The organism is Microcoleus sp. (genome assembly GCF_049646505.1).
GTDB lineage: Bacteria > Cyanobacteriota > Cyanobacteriia > Cyanobacteriales > Microcoleaceae > Microcoleus.
Genome location: NZ_JBARVX010000111.1, coordinates 15013 through 32162, shown reverse-complemented (window position 1 = coordinate 32162; position 17150 = coordinate 15013). Strand labels below are relative to the sequence as shown.

13 protein-coding genes are annotated in these 17150 nt (G+C 45.0%); 8 read left to right on the top strand and 5 right to left on the bottom strand.

The window, feature by feature from the left end; all coding sequences use genetic code 11:
* The 4 genes from WBA89_RS06580 to WBA89_RS06565 all read right to left on the bottom strand — a co-directional run.
* Nucleotides 1-473: helix-turn-helix domain-containing protein (locus WBA89_RS06580; protein ID WP_424404917.1), on the bottom strand; the 473-nt coding region annotated here is incomplete at its 3' end.
* A gap of 233 nt (nucleotides 474-706) precedes the next feature.
* Nucleotides 707-1087: a helix-turn-helix domain-containing protein gene (locus WBA89_RS06575; protein WP_424404915.1), complete on the bottom strand. Its 381-nt coding sequence runs from the start codon at nucleotides 1085-1087 to the stop codon at nucleotides 707-709.
* A gap of 103 nt (nucleotides 1088-1190) precedes the next feature.
* A complete protein-coding gene (locus tag WBA89_RS06570) occupies nucleotides 1191-2267 on the bottom strand; it encodes an RNA-guided endonuclease InsQ/TnpB family protein (RefSeq protein WP_424404913.1) in 1077 nt (358 codons plus the stop codon).
* Nucleotides 2268-2363: 96 nt separating this feature from the next.
* Complete coding sequence (locus tag WBA89_RS06565; RefSeq protein WP_424404911.1) at nucleotides 2364-2933, bottom strand: hypothetical protein; 570 nt, start codon at nucleotides 2931-2933, stop codon at nucleotides 2364-2366.
* Between the two features lie 736 nt (nucleotides 2934-3669).
* Here WBA89_RS06565 and WBA89_RS06560 point away from each other — a divergent pair.
* The 8 genes from WBA89_RS06560 to WBA89_RS06525 all read left to right on the top strand — a co-directional run bounded on the left by WBA89_RS06560 (nucleotide 3670) and on the right by WBA89_RS06525 (nucleotide 16439).
* A complete protein-coding gene (locus tag WBA89_RS06560) occupies nucleotides 3670-5844 on the top strand; it encodes a mechanosensitive ion channel domain-containing protein (protein WP_424404909.1) in 2175 nt (724 codons plus the stop codon).
* A gap of 836 nt (nucleotides 5845-6680) precedes the next feature.
* Nucleotides 6681-7613, top strand: coding sequence for a transporter substrate-binding domain-containing protein (locus tag WBA89_RS06555; protein WP_424404907.1), 933 nt, complete (start codon nucleotides 6681-6683; stop codon nucleotides 7611-7613).
* Between the two features lie 217 nt (nucleotides 7614-7830).
* The gene (locus WBA89_RS06550) at nucleotides 7831-9783 is read left to right on the top strand and encodes an iron uptake porin (RefSeq protein WP_424404905.1); all 1953 of its coding nucleotides are present in this window, start codon (nucleotides 7831-7833) and stop codon (nucleotides 9781-9783) included.
* Nucleotides 9784-9902: 119 nt separating this feature from the next.
* Complete coding sequence (locus WBA89_RS06545; protein WP_424404903.1) at nucleotides 9903-10484, top strand: O-methyltransferase; 582 nt, start codon at nucleotides 9903-9905, stop codon at nucleotides 10482-10484.
* A 56-nt stretch (nucleotides 10485-10540) separates the two neighbouring features.
* On the top strand, nucleotides 10541-11938 hold the full coding sequence (locus WBA89_RS06540; RefSeq protein ID WP_424404901.1) for an amidase: 1398 nt from the start codon (nucleotides 10541-10543) through the stop codon (nucleotides 11936-11938).
* 415 nt (nucleotides 11939-12353) lie between these two features.
* Nucleotides 12354-14357, top strand: coding sequence for a cation:proton antiporter (locus WBA89_RS06535; RefSeq protein WP_424404899.1), 2004 nt, complete (start codon nucleotides 12354-12356; stop codon nucleotides 14355-14357).
* Nucleotides 14358-14492: 135 nt separating this feature from the next.
* Nucleotides 14493-14750 (top strand): hypothetical protein, encoded by a 258-nt coding sequence (locus WBA89_RS06530; RefSeq protein ID WP_424404897.1) that lies wholly within the window; start codon nucleotides 14493-14495, stop codon nucleotides 14748-14750.
* A gap of 30 nt (nucleotides 14751-14780) precedes the next feature.
* Nucleotides 14781-16439, top strand: coding sequence for an alpha/beta hydrolase (locus WBA89_RS06525; RefSeq protein WP_424404895.1), 1659 nt, complete (start codon nucleotides 14781-14783; stop codon nucleotides 16437-16439).
* A 255-nt stretch (nucleotides 16440-16694) separates the two neighbouring features.
* Here WBA89_RS06525 and WBA89_RS06520 read toward each other — a convergent pair whose 3' ends face one another.
* On the bottom strand, nucleotides 16695-16919 hold the full coding sequence (locus tag WBA89_RS06520) for a hypothetical protein (protein WP_424404893.1): 225 nt from the start codon (nucleotides 16917-16919) through the stop codon (nucleotides 16695-16697).
* Nucleotides 16920-17150: the final 231 nt, after the last annotated feature.

The window sequence follows — 17150 nt, the reverse complement described above, 5'->3', positions numbered from 1 at the left end:
ACAGTAATGTTTAAGAGTTTTATCATTCTTCCTATTGTTGCTCTACTAACGGAAAATCCGATTTTTCCATAAAGCAAATAACGGAGTTCTTCAAGAGTTGCATCATTATTTTCTTCAATCAATTGGGCCAAGATGAGTAGTTGCTCCGCATTGAGTTTGCCTTTGACTCCACATCGGTCAGTTCTCGGAGTAATGTTTTTTGTTTCACGATATTGTTTAAGCAATTTTTGTACAAAGCTGAGGGCGACAGAAAAACGCTTAGCTATTGCTTTTTGTGAAATGGGTTCAGCATGATAAGTATCAAGGATTTTTTGCCTAAAATCAATCGAATAAGCTTTCATTTTTAACAATGTATGAAGTTTGGTACAATTAAAGGTGTTGTGAGTCAAGCAAATCGTGCTGCCTTTAAAAATGCTATTATGTATGTTATCGCTTTCGCGTGGCTTGTGCGTAACCATGTAATTATAGTTCATTTGATCTTATCTTCTCTGTTTGACCCTCACGAGTGACTGTCAGTAACATGATACCTCATCTTTCAGAGAAAGGCTATATCTCTACCATCTGGCATGACAATTATTTGATTTTTAAATGTATGATTACTCTTCTTGCCTGAAAAGTATTTTTCTTGTTCATACTAATCTCCAGGTCTCTCTGACTTGTTCGTAAGTATCTACTATTAATTCATATTCTGTGAGTATTTCCTTGACTATTTCATAGTCATCAGCGTTTTTTTTACTTGTTCAAGTAAGCTACATGGTAGCAATTCTCGCAATTGAGGCAACCAATAGTTAAATGTATCATTAGCTGTAGACTCACTTACTCCAAACTGGATGCCCAGAAGTTGAAATGTTGTCATATGCCTCAGATAGACCAATGTTAAAATTATTTGTTCGCTCAGAGATAGTTTGGGTTTTCTACCGCCTCCACCAGCAATAATTCTAACTTTCTTTGATTCTAGTAAAGCTGGTTTTTCATGATGTAATCGTTCCGCGTTTTGGATTAATTGTTGTAACTGCTCATAATCCAGACCCATTAATCGCTGTGTTTCTTTAGGATGCTCTTCAATATGATTGAGTATGTCGCTCATGTTTCTGTGTCAAAAAAGCTTTATGATGTGATCTTATCACGAACTGTTACTATTTTGGAGATGTCTAACGGGAGCATGGGAGCGGTTATCCCTCGATAAGCTTTCACGCTTTAGCCAAGCGCGATAAATTAATTGCGGCATTCAAATCTCTGTCGATCGAATGACCACAACTTCCACAGATGTAAGTTCTTTCTTTGAGTGGCATATCTTGGATATGTCCACAGTTTGAACAGGTTTTACTTGACGGAAACCAACGGCTAGCAAGAATTATTTCACAACCAAACTTTTGAGCTTTGTATTCTAGCTGACGCTTGAATTCATAGAATCCACAATCGGCTATAACTTGAGCTAATTTATGGTTAGCCAGCATCCCGGAAATATTTAAATTTTCTACTACTATTTTTGCGTGGTTTTTGCATAAGTAGGTAGTGATTTGATGCAGAGTATCCTTTCTGAGATTTGCCACCTTAGCGTGATGTTTTGCTAGCTTGGTTTTGGCTTGATGCCTATTACCAGAGCCTTTCGTCTTTCTGGACAACTCCTTTGACAGACTACGCAACTTGCTGAGATGCGTTTTGTAATGTCTTGGATTCGGGAAAACAACTCCTGTTGAAAGCGTTGCTAACTCTTTAACCCCCAAGTCAACTCCCACAACATCATGTTGCTTTACAGTTGGTTCGTGTTCTTGCTCATAAGCAAAAGCAATAAACCAACTATCCGCAGTTCGAGATATCGCGATCGACTTGCAGGTGGTGTGAGGCAATTTTTCATAGGTTTTCACCCAGCCGATTGTTGGTAGCTTTATGGACGTACCACCCACGGCTATCGGCTTACCACCTGCGTCAATTGTGAAGGAATCATGATGCCCTTTCTTCTTGAATTTGGGATGTCCACTTTTTTTTGAGAAAAATCTAGAGAAGGAATCTCCTAGATTGTCGAAAGCATATTGAGTTATTTTCTGACTGATTACCGTCTCTTTAATCCATGTAAACTCAGGTTTTACATGATTGTTGAAGAATTTCTTGAGGAGGTATTTATTGGGCTTTAGTCCATCTTCATAAAGGTTGCTCCAAGTAGCTAATCCCCAATTATAAGTAAACCTCGCTATTCCAGCGTGTTTAGTCATTATGGTGATTTGACCCTTGTTTAGTTTTAACTTTGTTTTGATGGACAGAAGCATTGCTCGACCTCAACACTGTTTTTCTCGATCTTGTAAGTCTAACATACGTGGATACACCGGAGGTTTGTCTACAAGTGTACCATTCTATCTATCTATTTAATTGCTAGCTAAGGACTTGCTCCTCAAATTTAACATTTCTGAGTAAAGACCGCTGAATTTGTTACTGAGATGGTGCTGAAAGGTTTTATAGCCCTCAAAAAAAGCCTTTTGTTCTAAGTTCATGTTTTCACAAAATTTGAGCAAATGGTAGGCATGGTCAACGTGAGCTGGTTCGATCTCGTTAGCATGAGAATCAAAAAAATCCAGGTTCAAACCTTTATTAGTTCGCTTTTCTAAGTTCTTAAATCCTTCATAATAGCTAGGAAACCAGCTACTAGCAAACACTTCGTCTGCATACAAAGCTCCCAAAGCACGACCGAGATCGGAACTGCCAATGAGTCCAATCATTGCCCTTTCAAAGAAGGATTCGGCATCAGAACCCCAGTCACATAATTCTTCAGGATTCATCTGAAGTGAAGATGCGAGATGATAAATCATCTGGATGTGAGTTCTGCCAGATTGTTTGAGTCCGACAGAATCCAGATTGGAACCGAACTCAGTTGACATATGCGGGTCGAGAAATATACAGACGAAATCTGGATACAACACAAAATTTCGTCGCATCATCGTCAGGGCTTTAATAAATTCAACATTGTAGCCAAGTTGGGTAGCAACAATACGCTTGGCAAAGGTTATAGAAAACTCTCCTGTCCGACAAAATACCAGGAATGGATGCTTTCTAAATTTTTCTTGCTAGGAGAAAACTTCCTGCTCATTGGTAGGCAGATCGATTGATAACATTTTCAATGTTTTAGGGTCTTGATGAGTGATTTTTAATTATTATTTAAGTGGGGCAGCCTGTCAAGCTTTTTCCCACTCAGGCAATTTTGCGTGAATTTTGCATGGCAAGCTGCTTTGTTTTGTTTCTATAGCAATCCTAAGTGATTTTCTGTATCTGTAAAATCTGAAAGTATTGCTATACAAGAAGTCTAGGAAGACAAGAGGGAGTTGTGTTGTGAGACTCAGATCGGATTGCTATATCTCGCTCTGGTTTCTTAGATCGCTTCCAAAAAAGAATGCTATAATCCACAATCTTGGGTCGATCTCAAATCGATCGACCCAAGATGGCGACTATTGGATGATTTTGGAGAACTGGCATGACAATATCCAAGCGCAATCCCTTATTTACCTATTGCTTTAGTTGCCGAGCTTAATGTACGATCTGTGGTTAAGGCAGCAATTAGGAACTTTGTAGGCAACCGAAAAGATAGCTCTGAGGTTTCCAGCTTTGATTTGACTTGTGAAATCAAGGGAACTTATCAGGAAAAAATCGCGATGACAACCCAAGAAATAAGCAAAACTTATGTTAACAAAAATAAACCAGCGTTTAAGAGTCCGCGCCATTGTTCTGGCGGGAGTTATTTGTGTGTTTGCAGTCTGGACTCCCCCGGCGCGATCGCAGGCGAAACCGAAAGCGGAAGAAGCAAAGGTTGAAGAAGCTCAGCCAGCAGCAAAAGGCGATCCCAAAGCTGCAACAACCACGAAAGAGCTGGATATTCCGGTCGATGAACTCAGAGTTTTAGTTAAGCCCCTCACCCTGGACGAACTCCAAAACGAAGCAGCAGGGTGGATGTTGTTGGTGCAAACCAAAGCCAAAGAAATCAGTCAGGCTGAAGTGGTGATCAAGCGCCAAAATCTAGCCATCACCCAACAGCAAGAGGGAGCCAAAGCATTAGAAGAAGCCCAGAAAGCCCTCGAAGAAGCCGAGAAAATTCAAAAAACTGCCAATCCAGGTTCGCCCGAATACGAAGAATCAGCGAAAAAGGTAGAAGCAGCGAAAGAAAGCTTCAAAAAAGCCCAAGAATCTGTCGATCAAGCGAAAACAACCAAAGCAGAACTTAAAGAAGATAAGACGTTGCAGGCAGTCCAGGAAAAAGCTAAGGAAACTGGGGATCTAGACAAAGCCAAACAAACTCTCGACGAAATGAAGACAGCTCGAGAGAAAATGACGGCTGGCTCCCTAGATTACGAAGAAGCAACCAAAAAGATCGACAAACTAGACGTGGCAATCAAAGCCCTAGAGGATGCCCAGACAGCACAAAAAGCTGCCAAGCCAAACTCGCCAGAATATACAGAAGCCACCCAGCAAGTCGATAAAGCTCAAGGAGAGCTCAAACAACTGCTCCAACAACAAGGGGTTGGTACAACGGATCAGTCAACCAAGCAATCGTCTCAGAATCTCGATCGAGCGACAGCCACCCTCGAAAACATCAAAATCGATAACAGCGGACAGGAGAAACAAGTTGCTGGTTTGCCTGGAGTTGTCAACGACGAACAAAACCTCCAACAAAAACAACAGCAACTGGAAAACACGACGGAACAGCTCAAAAAAAGTGCTGAAACAGAATCGGACACGAAGAACCAACTCGTCGCCACCGTTACCGAACTTCAAGCACAGCTAACGGCAATTATCGATCGCTTTAATGTCATCTTGGACGAACTAGAGAAAAAAGGTGGCAAAGCCGTAGCTTTCCGCGAATACATTCAAGCGGTGAGTGCTGTCGAACTCGACACGAAAGATACCGAAGGGCTCGGCTTGCGGCTGCTCGGTTGGGCTCAATCGGACGAAGGAGGTATGCGCTGGGTGAACAATACCGGGAAGTTTCTAGGTGTTTTCGTCACCTCGATCGTTGTCGCTCAAATCCTCGGCACGCTTTTGAATCTGTTGCTATCCAAAGTTGGTGGCACCTCTGTACTCATGCGTCAGTTTATGGTCATGACTATCAAGCGCGGCGGAATTGTCCTAGGCTTTATGCTGGCTCTAACCGCACTAGAAGTCAGCCTCGGCCCGATTTTAGCCCTGCTTGGGGGGGTGAGTTTCGTCTTAGCGTTCGCACTGCAAAGCAACCTGGGGAACTTGGCCAGTGGCTTGATGATTATGGCCTACAAACCCTTTGATATTGGTGACGAAATCAAAATTGGCGGACTCTGGGGATGGGTGGATTCCATTACCTTAGCCAACACGAAAATTAAAGGCTTTAGCGGTCAAATATTTAATGTTCCCAACAATACGGTTTGGGGCGACACGATCGAAAACCTGAGCGGCAGTGAAACTCGCAAAGTCAAAGTAAATTTGCAGGTCGGCTTCGATGACGACCTGAAAAATGTAGAGCAATTGCTCGTAGACATTATGAAATCCCACCCTCAAGTTCTCGAAACACCAGCTCCTTCAGCTTCTGTGTTTAACATTGAAAACTACTACTTCAATGTAAGCGCGAGCTGCTGGGCAAAAAAACAGGAATTTTGGGGTGTCAATGCAGACATTGTTCGTATGATTCAGGAACGGTTCAACAAAGAAGGCATCAATATTGGTGCTATCCCCAAAAATATTGAGATCGTACAATACAGCAATGGTAATGGTAATGGCAAAATTCCCCACCTGGTTTCAGAAACCCCCGTGCATCGGATGACAGGCTCGATCGCACAAACCCCTGAGGATTTGGCAGATGTCATGGAACCCGAACCAGCGGATTTTTAGTAACTCAGTCATACATACTGATTGCACTTTTAGGGTGCGTCGCCACGGACAATTCTGGCTGCTGACAAAGATTTAAGAGCGACGCACTTTTGCGACACGATCGAGGGGCTGCCTCACCCGGATTTGCTATTACCTGGTTTCTCTATACCTTACGTACCTGAAAAGTGCTGTATCTCTCAATACGCTTGGGTTAACACTGTTAATTCCCCTTAGATCCCCCTAAATCCCCCTTAAAAAGGGGGACTTTAAGACTCTTGCTCCCCCCTTTTTAATTTAAGGGGAGCTGGGGGGATCTAATACCATTTTTCTTTCATATGTGCTATGGATGAAGTCTTAGCCCCCGCCCGAAATCGCGGGGGGGTTGGGGGGGTAATATCTAGCGCTACTTTATGAAATTGGTATAAGGGTTTGAAAACACACTCTAGGGGGATAGATCTGATCTGAACCGTATTGCTGTACATCGCATAAATCGCAGATTTTTCCCAGAAAACGGGTTTTTTGTGCAAGTTTTATCAGGAAATTGGAAAAATGCTAAATCTTTCTTTCATTAAATCGCAAGAAAGTAAGTCAAAAAAGATGAATTTAAGACACGGCATACAACTACCAAAATTGCTGACAAGATTTTGGACATCTAGTTGTTTCGTTAGCAAAAAAGTTGTCTCAAACAGTCGCCAGCGTTTATCGACAATCGGCTATTCGGTTCCTAGCATAGCTGTAGCCTTAGCTATTGCTATTCCGATCTCGGCTTCAGCAGAAACCTTGCGCGTGGGGGTAGCTGGTTCTCCTCCCTTCGTGATTCGACAAGACAATAGGGTATCGGGGATTAGCGTGGAAATTTGGAAATTGCCCGCACCCAAAAAATCGATTATCAATTTATCCCTCAACCGAGCGTCCAAGATGGACTTGATGCAGTCTATCGCAAGGAATTAGATGTGTTAGTCGGTGGCTTATCCGTTACATCGAAACGCCTGGAAAAGGTTGACTTTACCCAGCCTTATATTCTCTCTGACGTAGCCGTGTTAAGCCTAGCTGAAAATCCTAGTGTTTGGAGCCGGGTTAGACCTTTCTTTCAGTCTGCTGCCCTCGGATCGATCGGCATCTTAATGGGACTGGTGTTTGCAGTGGGAAATTTAGTTTGGTTGGTAGAACACAAAAACAACAGCGAGCATTTTCCCAAAGATTATATGAACGGGGTAGGCAACGGTATGTGGTTTGCTTTGGTGACGCTAACAACCGTGGGATACGGCGATCGCGCGCCAGTGACTCGTCTGGGTCGTGTTGTCGCCGGTACTTGGATGATTATCGCATTAGTGACAGTTTCTTCTCTGACTGCCGGCTTGGCTTCGGCAATTACCCTTGCCTTCTCTGGTAATTCTGTCGAACGATTTCCCAATCCCACAAGCCTCAAAAATGCTCGGGTAGCTACCGTTGCTAAAACATCGGGCCCAGAGATCGCTCAGAGGTATGAAAGTAGGGTTCAAGAAATGCCAACCCTGGCAGATGCAGTGAAGGAAGTGATAGATGGACGTGCAGAAGCGGTCCTGTATTCTCGTTTGAATTTAGAATACTATCTGGCTCAAAATTCCGAACTGGGCGTGCAAATGTCTGATTTTTTCGTGGAGAGCGAATTTTATGGATTTGCTATACCTCTCAACAGCTCTCTGCGGCCTGCTCTCAACTTGGAATTAAGCCGGATGTCTGAAAATGGAGTGGTAAAAAAGATTAGCGATCGCTGGATCAACTCAAAAGAAAGTGCAGATCAAAAGTAAGATTTAAAGGTAAGTAAATGGATTTCGATCGTTGACAAAATAAGGTGCGATCGAGTAAAGTTTGCGGGAAAGCAATCTCAGCGAAAAACTGGTAACAAGATGAAGATTGAGAATCAGATTGCCCAGCTTGGCTAAAATTAAAATGCGTGAGGATAGTTAAGAAAAAATGAAAAATGGTGCGTCAAAGTTAACAATGCTCATGATTGGGCTTCAGTGTTTGAGTGGATTGCCAGGAATGGCGGCAAGCGATCGCCCTATATCAGGAACAGCAAAAGCTCAAAAACTCGGCAAACTCTCAGGTTTAGAAAGCTCTCCAGCAGCTTTGACATCAGATCCAAATGAAGAACAAGATTTAACTCAAAGTTTAGAAAAACCAGAAATCCCAACCGATCGACCGATCGCTCAAATATCCCCTACTTCTCAACCAGCAAACTCCCAGAATACTTCCCCAAGTTCTGCAAATGTTAATGACTCCCTCACTAAATCATCGGGGGAGGAAGCAAGCGCCGCCAGCATAGCATCGCAAGACACAACTCTAAGTTTAGAAAAACCAGAAATCCCAACCGATCGACCGATCGCTCAAATATCTCCTATTTCTCAACCAGCAAACTCTCAGAATACTTCCCCAAGTTCTCAAATTGCTGATGACTCCCTGAATTTAGAAGCAGTAGAAAATTTAAGCGATCCGTCGATCGAGCAAGTAACCTCCGTCTCGCAACTGTCCGACGTGCGGCCTACAGACTGGGCATTCCAAGCACTGCAATCCTTAGTCGAGCGTTACGGCTGCATAGCAGGATATCCCGACGGTACCTTCCGCGGCAATCGGGCAATGACTCGCTACGAATTTGCAGCAGGTTTAAATGCTTGCTTGGATAAAGTGAGCGAGCTAATTCGATCGGGGACAGGCAATTTAGCCACCAAAGAAGACTTAACAAAACTGCAAAGATTGCAAGAAGAATTTGCAGCCGAATTAGCAACCCTGCGCGGGCGCGTCGATGCCCTCGAAGCTCGAACTGCGGAACTAGAAACCAACCAATTTTCCACAACTACCAAGTTGAACGGCCAGGTACTAATGTATCTGGGAGATGCTTTTGGTGACAATGCTAGCGACGCCAATAACACTACCTTCGGGTATCGAGCGCGCCTGAATTTAAACACCAGCTTCACGGGCAAAGATAGATTGAGTGTAGGGCTGCAAGCCATAAATTTAAGGCGATTCAATACTGCTACCGAATTTCCCACCGGTCGCTTGAGCGGTGTGACCGATGAAACCAGAGTTTTGGGTTCTAGTATGTCTGGGAATAGCGAGTTGCGATTGAGTACATTAACTTACAACTTCCCAGTCAACAATAACCTGATGATTTCTCTTGCTGCCTTTTCTAGCGACAGAGTTCTGACAGAAGCTTTAAGCCCCTTCTCCAGTTCTTCCATAGGCGCCCTATCATACTTTGGTTCAGCCAACCCCATGCTTTACCCTGTGTTCCAGCAGTCGGGAATTAGCGCGCAGTGGAAGGTTGCTCCTTGGCTGAACTTAGACTTATCTTTGGGTAGTGAATTTGGCTCAGCGAATAACCCAAATATCGGATTGTTTGAAGGTGGTTACGGAGCTTCCGTGCGGTCGGTTTTTGAGTTAGGAAAGTTGAGGCTGGCTCTCAATTATGTCAACAGCTATTCTCTTGAATCTGGGATTGACACCATTTCTGGAAGTAATGCGGCTAAAGTAATTGGCGCAGGTCCGGTGGCAGCGAATACCTACTTAGCTGGAGTGTCTTATAACTTGACGCAGACAATCCAGGTGGGCGGATCGGTTGCGTATGCTAATGCGCGTACTTTGGGCACAGGCACTCGAGGAGATGCCGATGTATGGGATTACCGCTTCAATTTTGCGTTTCGAGATGTAGGTAAAAAGGGCAACTTGGCAGGTTTAGTATTTGGAATGCAACCGAGGCTCGCGGGAACTAGCAATAGCAGTATAGCCCAAGCAATTGGTTTACCGGCAGGACAGAGGAGCGATCGCAATGTTGGATATCACATCGAAGCCTTTTACACCCATCGGCTCACTGACAATATTGCTATTACTCCAGGCTTCATCTGGCTAACAGCACCCAACCACGACGCTCGCAATCATGATGTTGTGGTTGGAGTGCTCAGAACTAGCTTTAGTTTTTAAACTGAACTCTGCAAGCTTCAGACTCGATCCAGATCAAAAACCGTAGCTTCACCCGATGAAGTGTCAAGAATCACTGCCCTTTTAGGGCGGTGAGTACATCAACAGTATCTTCTTTAATTATGAGCCAAAACGTTTTAGCAGTCATAGAAAAAATTTGTGTTTTAGGTGGCGAACAGTATGGAGAGCATGCTTGGCGAAATCCGATTCGTAAAGATACTGGTCCAATTTTGCAAGCCCTTGTTATGGCAGCACGACCCAAAAATATTCTGGAACTGGGAACCGGGTACGGTCTGTCTACCTGCTATCTTGCCCTGGGAGATAGCCAGAGTAAAATACATACGGTAGAGTTCGATCGTGCTGTGGCAGAGCAAGCGACAAAACATTTCCAAGACGCAGGAATATCCCATCGAATTAGACAGTGGGTTTGTGGTTCTGCTGAGGCGATCGAGCAAATTCCGGCTCAGATTCCCATCCCAGATTTTGTCTTTGTAGATCACTCTAAGCCACCTTATAAAGATGATGTGGAGGCGATCGCTTCTCGCAGCGAGGGTCAAGAATTTTTGCTGGTAGCAGATAATGTCGTCGATCGCCAGCAAGAACTGAAAGATTTTCTGGATTGGATGCCATCAATTGCACTGAATCTGACTGTAATTTCTACTCAATGTGGTTTGCTAGTTGCACGAGTCAAAGCAGAAAAATAAAGAGTTTTATTGTGTCGTAAATCTTCACTAAAAATGATGTTCAGAGATTAATTCAAATGAATCAACTGGATTTGGCTTTTGCTTCAGCTCTGGAATTGGCGGAGTCGATCCGCGCTCTGGAAGTGTCGCCTCTAGAAATTGTGAATCTGTACTTGGAACGGATCGATCGATTAAACCCCCAGCTTGGCATTTATTTTACAGTAACGGCCGATCGGGCGATCGCCCTGGCTAAATCTCAAACCGAACAACTAACGGGGTTAAAAAAGCCACAGGAATTGCCACCTTTTTTCGGAGTGCCGATCGCCATCAAAGACTTGACACCAGTTACCGGGCTTCCGTGTACTTACGGGACTCAAGCATTGCAGGGTAATATATCAGCCTACGACGAGTCAGTAGTATGGCGGATCAAAGGAGCGGGATTTAACATTCTGGGCAAAACAGCAACCTCTCAAATTGGCTCATTGCCTTACACCGAACCCGAAGGTTTCCCGCCTGCGCGCAATCCCTGGAATTTAGACTACACGCCCGGAGGTTCCAGCGGCGGCTCAGCAGCGGCTGTAGCGGCCGGTTTATGCGCGATCGCCCAAGGTTCAGACGGCGGCGGTTCGATCCGAGGCCCAGCTTCCGCCTGCGGTTTAGTAGGCATCAAACCATCGCGCGGGCGAGTTTCCTGGGCACCAGTCGGAGATTACCTCAGCGGGATTTCTGCCAACGGCCCTCTAGCGCGTACCGTGGCTGACGCGGCCGCACTTTTAGACGTCATGTCAGGCTACACAACAGGCGATCCGTACTGGCTACCAGATTCAAATCCGACGTTTTTAGAGGCTTCCCGTCAAAAAGCGGGCAAGCTGCGAATTGCTTTTTCTACCGCTATTCCCCCCGTGGGCGAGGCTGAGAGTATCTGTCAGCAAGCGGTACTCGAAACAGTCAAATTACTGACAGATTTGGGTCACAGTGTAGAACCGGGATGCCCAGATTTTACAGGTTTAATCGAACCGTTTACAGTAATTTGGCAGTCGGGAGCGGCTGCAAGCGGCATTCCAGGCCCTGCTTTGGAACCGATGAATCGCTGGTTGTTGGAAAGAACAGTTTCCGCTGGAGAATATTTGCGGGCAGTGAATCAAATGCAGGTTATTTCACGGCGGATTGTGGGATTCTTTGAAAATTTTGACGTGTTAGTTTTGCCTACTTATATGCACTCGCCAATTCGCATCGGTGAGTGGGCAGATTTGAGCTGCGAGGAAACCTTGGCTAATATTATTAATTGGATTGCTCCTTGTCCGCCGTTTAATGCTAGCGGTTTGCCTGCGATCGCACTTCCGGCAATTTTAGATGATAAGGGTTTGCCCGTGGGAATTCAAATTATCGGGCGGCCGGCAGCAGAAGCAACTTTAATTGCTTTAGCCGCGCAAATGGAAGCAGCAAAACCTTTCCCGGTTTTGGATTTTCAATAGGTTTGCAGTCAGGACTTGAGTCCTCGGATTTAGATAAGGACTAAAGTCCTGACTGCGAACCGGCATCAAGTAGGTTTGTAGTGAGGACTTGAGTCCTCGGATTTAGATAAGGACTAAAGTAGACTTCTTGCAAAAATAGTTAGGACCGGCTAGAAGCCCATGCCACAAAAATCTTTTTTCTTGTGGGATAGCTTTGAGCATCGTCCCAAAATTTGATTAAAAGGACTTTTGCAAGAGGTCTAGTCCTCACTACGAACCGATATTTTGCTAAAAAACCGGATCGATTCCGGTCAATCGTAGTTATTAACAATAACAACTGCAACTTTTCCAAAATCCCTCTTTAGATTGATAGATATTTAGAGTTTTTAGGGAAAAATTAGTATCAATTATGTGCGAATATGTAGGATAAAAATTTATGCTAGCTTCCGGGCCAATTACCGCTCCAGTTCCCGTTTTTCTTGTTCTTTTAGCAATCATGCTAATCGCCCCTCTAGTATTTGAGCGCTTGCGACTGCCGGGAATAGTCGGTTTGATTATTGCTGGCGTAATTGTCGGGCCTAACGGTCTCCATTTGCTGGAACGGGACGCTACTATGGTTTTGTTAGGAACCGTAGGATTGCTATTTTTGATGTTCCTAGCGGGACTGGAAACTAGCCTCGACGACCTCAAACTCAATGCAGACAAAGCTATCATATTTGGTCTGGCTACTTTTGCCCTACCGATGATCTTGGGTACGGGAGCAATGCTGCTGTTGGGATATAGCTGGCTGGCTTCAATTTTAGTCGCTTCTTGTTTCGCTACCCACACGCTTTTAGCCCTACCAATTCTCACAAAATTGGGATTGATGCGAACTCAGACTATTACTGCGACTTTGGGCGGGACTTTAATTACAAATGTCTTGGGACTGTTGGTGCTAGCAGTTGTTGTTAAAGCTCACAAAGGAAATCTTACTCTCGATTTTTGGCTGTTTCTAATTCCATCTCTTGCTATCTACACTTTTGCTACTTTGTGGGGAGTTCCCAAAATCGGCCGCTGGTTTTTTAAGAAGTTCGGACACGACGAAAATGCCGAATTTATGTTTGTACTAGCTACCCTGTTTTTAGTTTCTTACGCAGCGGAAATAATTGAAGTTGAGCCAATTATTGGTGCCTTTTTATCGGGAATTGCCATTACTCAAATTATCCCCAAAATGAGTCCGCTGATGAATCGGATTGAGTTTATTGGGAATACGCTGTTTGTGCCGTTTTTTCTGATTTCTGTGGGGATGTTGATCGATCCGCTAATTTTGGTGAAGCAGCCGCAGTCTTTGCTGGTGGCGGGGGTGATGATTTTAGCAGAATTGGCGAGCAAGTTTTTGGCAGCTTGGATACCGGGGAAAATCTTTGGTTTTAAGTTTCCGAATATTATGGTAATGTTCGGTCTTTCTGCTGCTCAAGCTGCTTCTACTTTGGCTGCAATTACGGTTGCTTTTAACATTGAATTGGTCGATCGCGTAACAGTGAACGGTATCATTGCCATGATTTTAGTAACTTGTGTCGCTTCTCCTTGGATTGTATCTCGGTGGGGTCAACAAATGCAGCAGCCGGAGTCGAGTTTGCCGGCTGCTACTTCGGGAAAGAAGTTATGGGGAGAGCGAGTTTTAGTACCTGTTGCTAACCCGAATACGGAAGATAATTTGCTGCGTTTGGCTTTGATTTTAGCTAAAACATCCCAGGGAACTTTGCTACCTCTGCATATTTTGTCCGATCGCGGGGAAGCAATTTCGCCGGCACAGAAAATGCAGCAAACTCAACTTTTGAGGGCTGCGGAAACTGTGGCTAACGCGGCTAATTGTGCGGTGGAACCGATCGCGAGAATAGATGATGCGATCGATCGCGGAATTCTGCGGAGCGCAACCGAACGCGAGGCTAGTTTGATTGTTTGCGGCTGGAAGGGGTTTTCCACGACGCGCGACAATTTTTTTGGCAGCATCATTGACAATATAGTAAGCCGATCGCCCGTACCGGTACTAATTTCTCGATTTCCCCATCCTATCCAGAATACAGCCAGAATCGTTTTGGCGATAACTGACAGCGATTTGACTAGGTTTGGATTTGCGGAAACCGTGGATATTGCTAAGAGTTTGGCCCAGGAACTTAAGGCGACTTTACAAGTGTTGTTGGTGGCGAGAAAACGCGAACAAGCTAACAAAAGTGCCGTCGAGGAAGAAATTCTTTCTGAGATACCAGTAAATCGGGTGCGGGGAAATTTTGTCAAGCAGGTTTCGCAGCAGTTGTTAGAACATGATTTGCTGATTTTAACAACAATTTATCAGCCGCAGAATTTGTGGGAACAACCGGGAACTCTTAAAGAACCGGAATCGATCGCCCGCGCTCATCAAGAACTTTCGATGCTTGTTGTTTATTTTCCTAAATCTTAAGTAATGTTTTAACCGCAGATCGTCTGATGCACCTGCATTCATCTATCGAGCCGGTTAACCGCAGATTTGAAGCGGATAAACGCTGATGGACGCAGATGCTTTCAATCTGGTCTGCGATTGAGTGCAAGAGGTATAGTGCAGTGGGAGCATCTGTGTTTTGCTTTAAGGTTGTGCGATCGTCCTCGCTTGCTTTCGGTTATGGAAGCCCTTCGAGCAAAGCCGATCGCACTAATACAAAAAATTATACAAAAATCAGATGCTCCCAGTGTCATTAGGTGCAAAATTCGCGATCGACAATTAAACATACCCAGAGACACCGCCGATCGCCCTTCAACACAATTTCTCGCCATCTGGGGCAATTTTTCGGTATCTGGGAAAATTCTGAGAATATAGTGATATAGTTTCTAGTTGAATCAGGTAAAAATGAGCGTTAGACCCAATTTCAGATGGTTTTCCTCCCTGGCGAGTGTTTGTAGCGCGATCGCGATCGGCACTTTCGGCGCTGTCGCATCCCCTGCAAAAGCGGCGGAAACAGTTGTTGTCCGCAAAGGTATTTTAGAATCCTCAATATCCGTTGCAGATTTGCGCGAACTCGCAAAAACCGGCAAAGTCCCCGCAAGACTGCAAGCTTACGCCAATCTTCTGTCTGACACACAGCGGAGTCAAATCTTGGGAGCCCTGCAAGCAAAAATCCCCCTCAATGTAGTCGGTTTGAGCAACTTGTTAAATACCGGCATCGGGAATGCCATCCTGAGTGATTTGACTACAGTCGTACCCAGGCGCGACGGTGCGGGTGTCCAAGCGCTGCGATCGGCTTTGGTGCTGGGGGCGAACGCGCCGGAAGGCTTGTCGGTACTGAGTTTTATTGAATCTTATCCGAGTTCGCGGGTAGTCGTGGATCTCGATCGAGCTTTCTCGGTTTTGGGAAATTTGAACGCGGGTTTTTGGCAAACTCAGCGGTTTATGGCGGCGATCGCACCTCAGTTAGCAGCCATTAAACCCGCCCTGAACCTGCCTTTTGACCCTAGCTTACCGGGCCCGAATTCGGTGCAGGTATTGAAGCTAGATTTGAACGACAGCGCCCGCAATCGACCTATTCCGGTTGATGTCTACTGGTCGAAAGCTGCGACGGCTGACAAACCAACGATCGTCTTTTCTCACGGTTTGGGCTCAGTCCGCACCGATTTGCGCTATTTAGCCGAGCATTTAGCGTCTTACGGCTATGTGGTGGCTGCTTTGGAACATCCGGGAAGCAACGAAACGAACACTAATGCTGCGATCGCGGGTAAGTCTGGGTTATTAGCTCCTCAAGAGTTTTTAGACCGTCCCAAGGACATCAGTTTTGTGCTAGACGAACTGGCAAAATTGAACCAAACGGATGATAATTTGCGGGGGAAAATCGCGATCGACCGATCGGTGATAGTTGGCTATTCCTTCGGCGGTGCAACAGCCTTGTCCTTAGCGGGTGCCGAACTGCAATTGAGCGGGCTCAAACAGCGCTGTCAGGGCGATTTGATTGGGTTTAGCTTGGGCGAAGGGATTCAGTGCGCGGCGGCGGGATTGCCCGAAGAACGGTATCAATTGCGGGATGCCAGGATTAAAAGGGCGATCGTCATGAATCCCACCACATCATTACTATTTGGAGAAACAGGCTTAAGTAAAATTAAGATTCCCACATTAATAGTAGCAGGTTCTGCCGACAAAACAACACCAGCCTTAGTCGAACAAATTGCCGGCTTCCCAAAAATTCCCTCACCCAAATGGCTAGTCGGATTTGTAGGAGGAACCCACTTAAGCGTCAAAGATCCCAGCACAACCTTAGACCAAGTTGGGAGACCGAGTACAGTAATCACCGGTGACGAACTTGTCGGCGATCGAGCCGCGAGCATACGAAATTATATTAAAGCTATCAGTTTAGCGACGGCCGCTCAACTAACAGCAGAAGCCGACAAATATGCAGTCTTTCTAACACCAGAATACGCGCAATTTGCCTCAACAAACGCAATCCCAGTGCGCCTAGTAACAGAAATTACCCCAGAAACAAATGCCTTCGTACAAACTTTTATTCAACAAAACAAGTAGTCAGCAGTCATTAGTCAGCATTCATTAGGAATGAAAATTTGCTCGTTACCAGGCTCGGCCTGGTAATGCAGATCCGGAGGCTCTGCCTCCTTTGACGAAAGCAACTTACAGGAGAGAGGACTTTAGGAGGTGTTTAAGTGATTAAGTTTTCGATCCTAATTAACAAAAATGCACCCACAAACTATTTCCCACCACTTCGACATTTGCTAATAACTTGTTATATCGTTTCCGGTTGCCTCGGAATGATGTTAACAGTTAACTGTTAAACGTTGCACCTAAACCTCGCCGAAGTGTCGAACCATCAGGAAACTGCACGCGCCATTTTCCTAGAATTAATCCCGGAATCGTTACATCTTTCACCGACGAAAATTGATTGTTTTGGGGTAGGGAAACGGCAATGCCCTCTCCGACACTGCTGAGATATATTTTTCTTGAGCCGTTGCTGATATATTTTGTCCGTACCAGGGCAAAATATAACAAAGCGCTTTCACAAACTCCACTCCCAAACTGCCATGCCTAAAAAAAATCTGATCCCGCTGTTGCTTTTGTTTGCAGTGCTATTTACCCTTTACGGTGACAGTTTAGCTTTTCTCCCCAAACCGATAAGAGATACCAGCGTAGCAAGTAGAAATTTCTTCGTCGGGTTGTGGCCAAGTTGGCTGAGACCGAGAGATTTCAACGAACAAAGAGAACGAGATATTGAAAAATTGC

Coding starts and splice junctions, on each gene's coding strand:
- WBA89_RS06575 (WP_424404915.1), bottom strand. CDS start 1,087: ATGAGCGACATACTCAATCATATTGAAGAGCATCCTAAAGAAACACAG.
- WBA89_RS06570 (WP_424404913.1), bottom strand. CDS start 2,267: ATGCTTCTGTCCATCAAAACAAAGTTAAAACTAAACAAGGGTCAAATC.
- WBA89_RS06565 (WP_424404911.1), bottom strand. CDS start 2,933: ATGATGCGACGAAATTTTGTGTTGTATCCAGATTTCGTCTGTATATTT.
- WBA89_RS06560 (WP_424404909.1), top strand. CDS start 3,670: ATGTTAACAAAAATAAACCAGCGTTTAAGAGTCCGCGCCATTGTTCTG.
- WBA89_RS06545 (WP_424404903.1), top strand. CDS start 9,903: ATGAGCCAAAACGTTTTAGCAGTCATAGAAAAAATTTGTGTTTTAGGT.
- WBA89_RS06540 (WP_424404901.1), top strand. CDS start 10,541: ATGAATCAACTGGATTTGGCTTTTGCTTCAGCTCTGGAATTGGCGGAG.
- WBA89_RS06535 (WP_424404899.1), top strand. CDS start 12,354: ATGCTAGCTTCCGGGCCAATTACCGCTCCAGTTCCCGTTTTTCTTGTT.
- WBA89_RS06525 (WP_424404895.1), top strand. CDS start 14,781: ATGAGCGTTAGACCCAATTTCAGATGGTTTTCCTCCCTGGCGAGTGTT.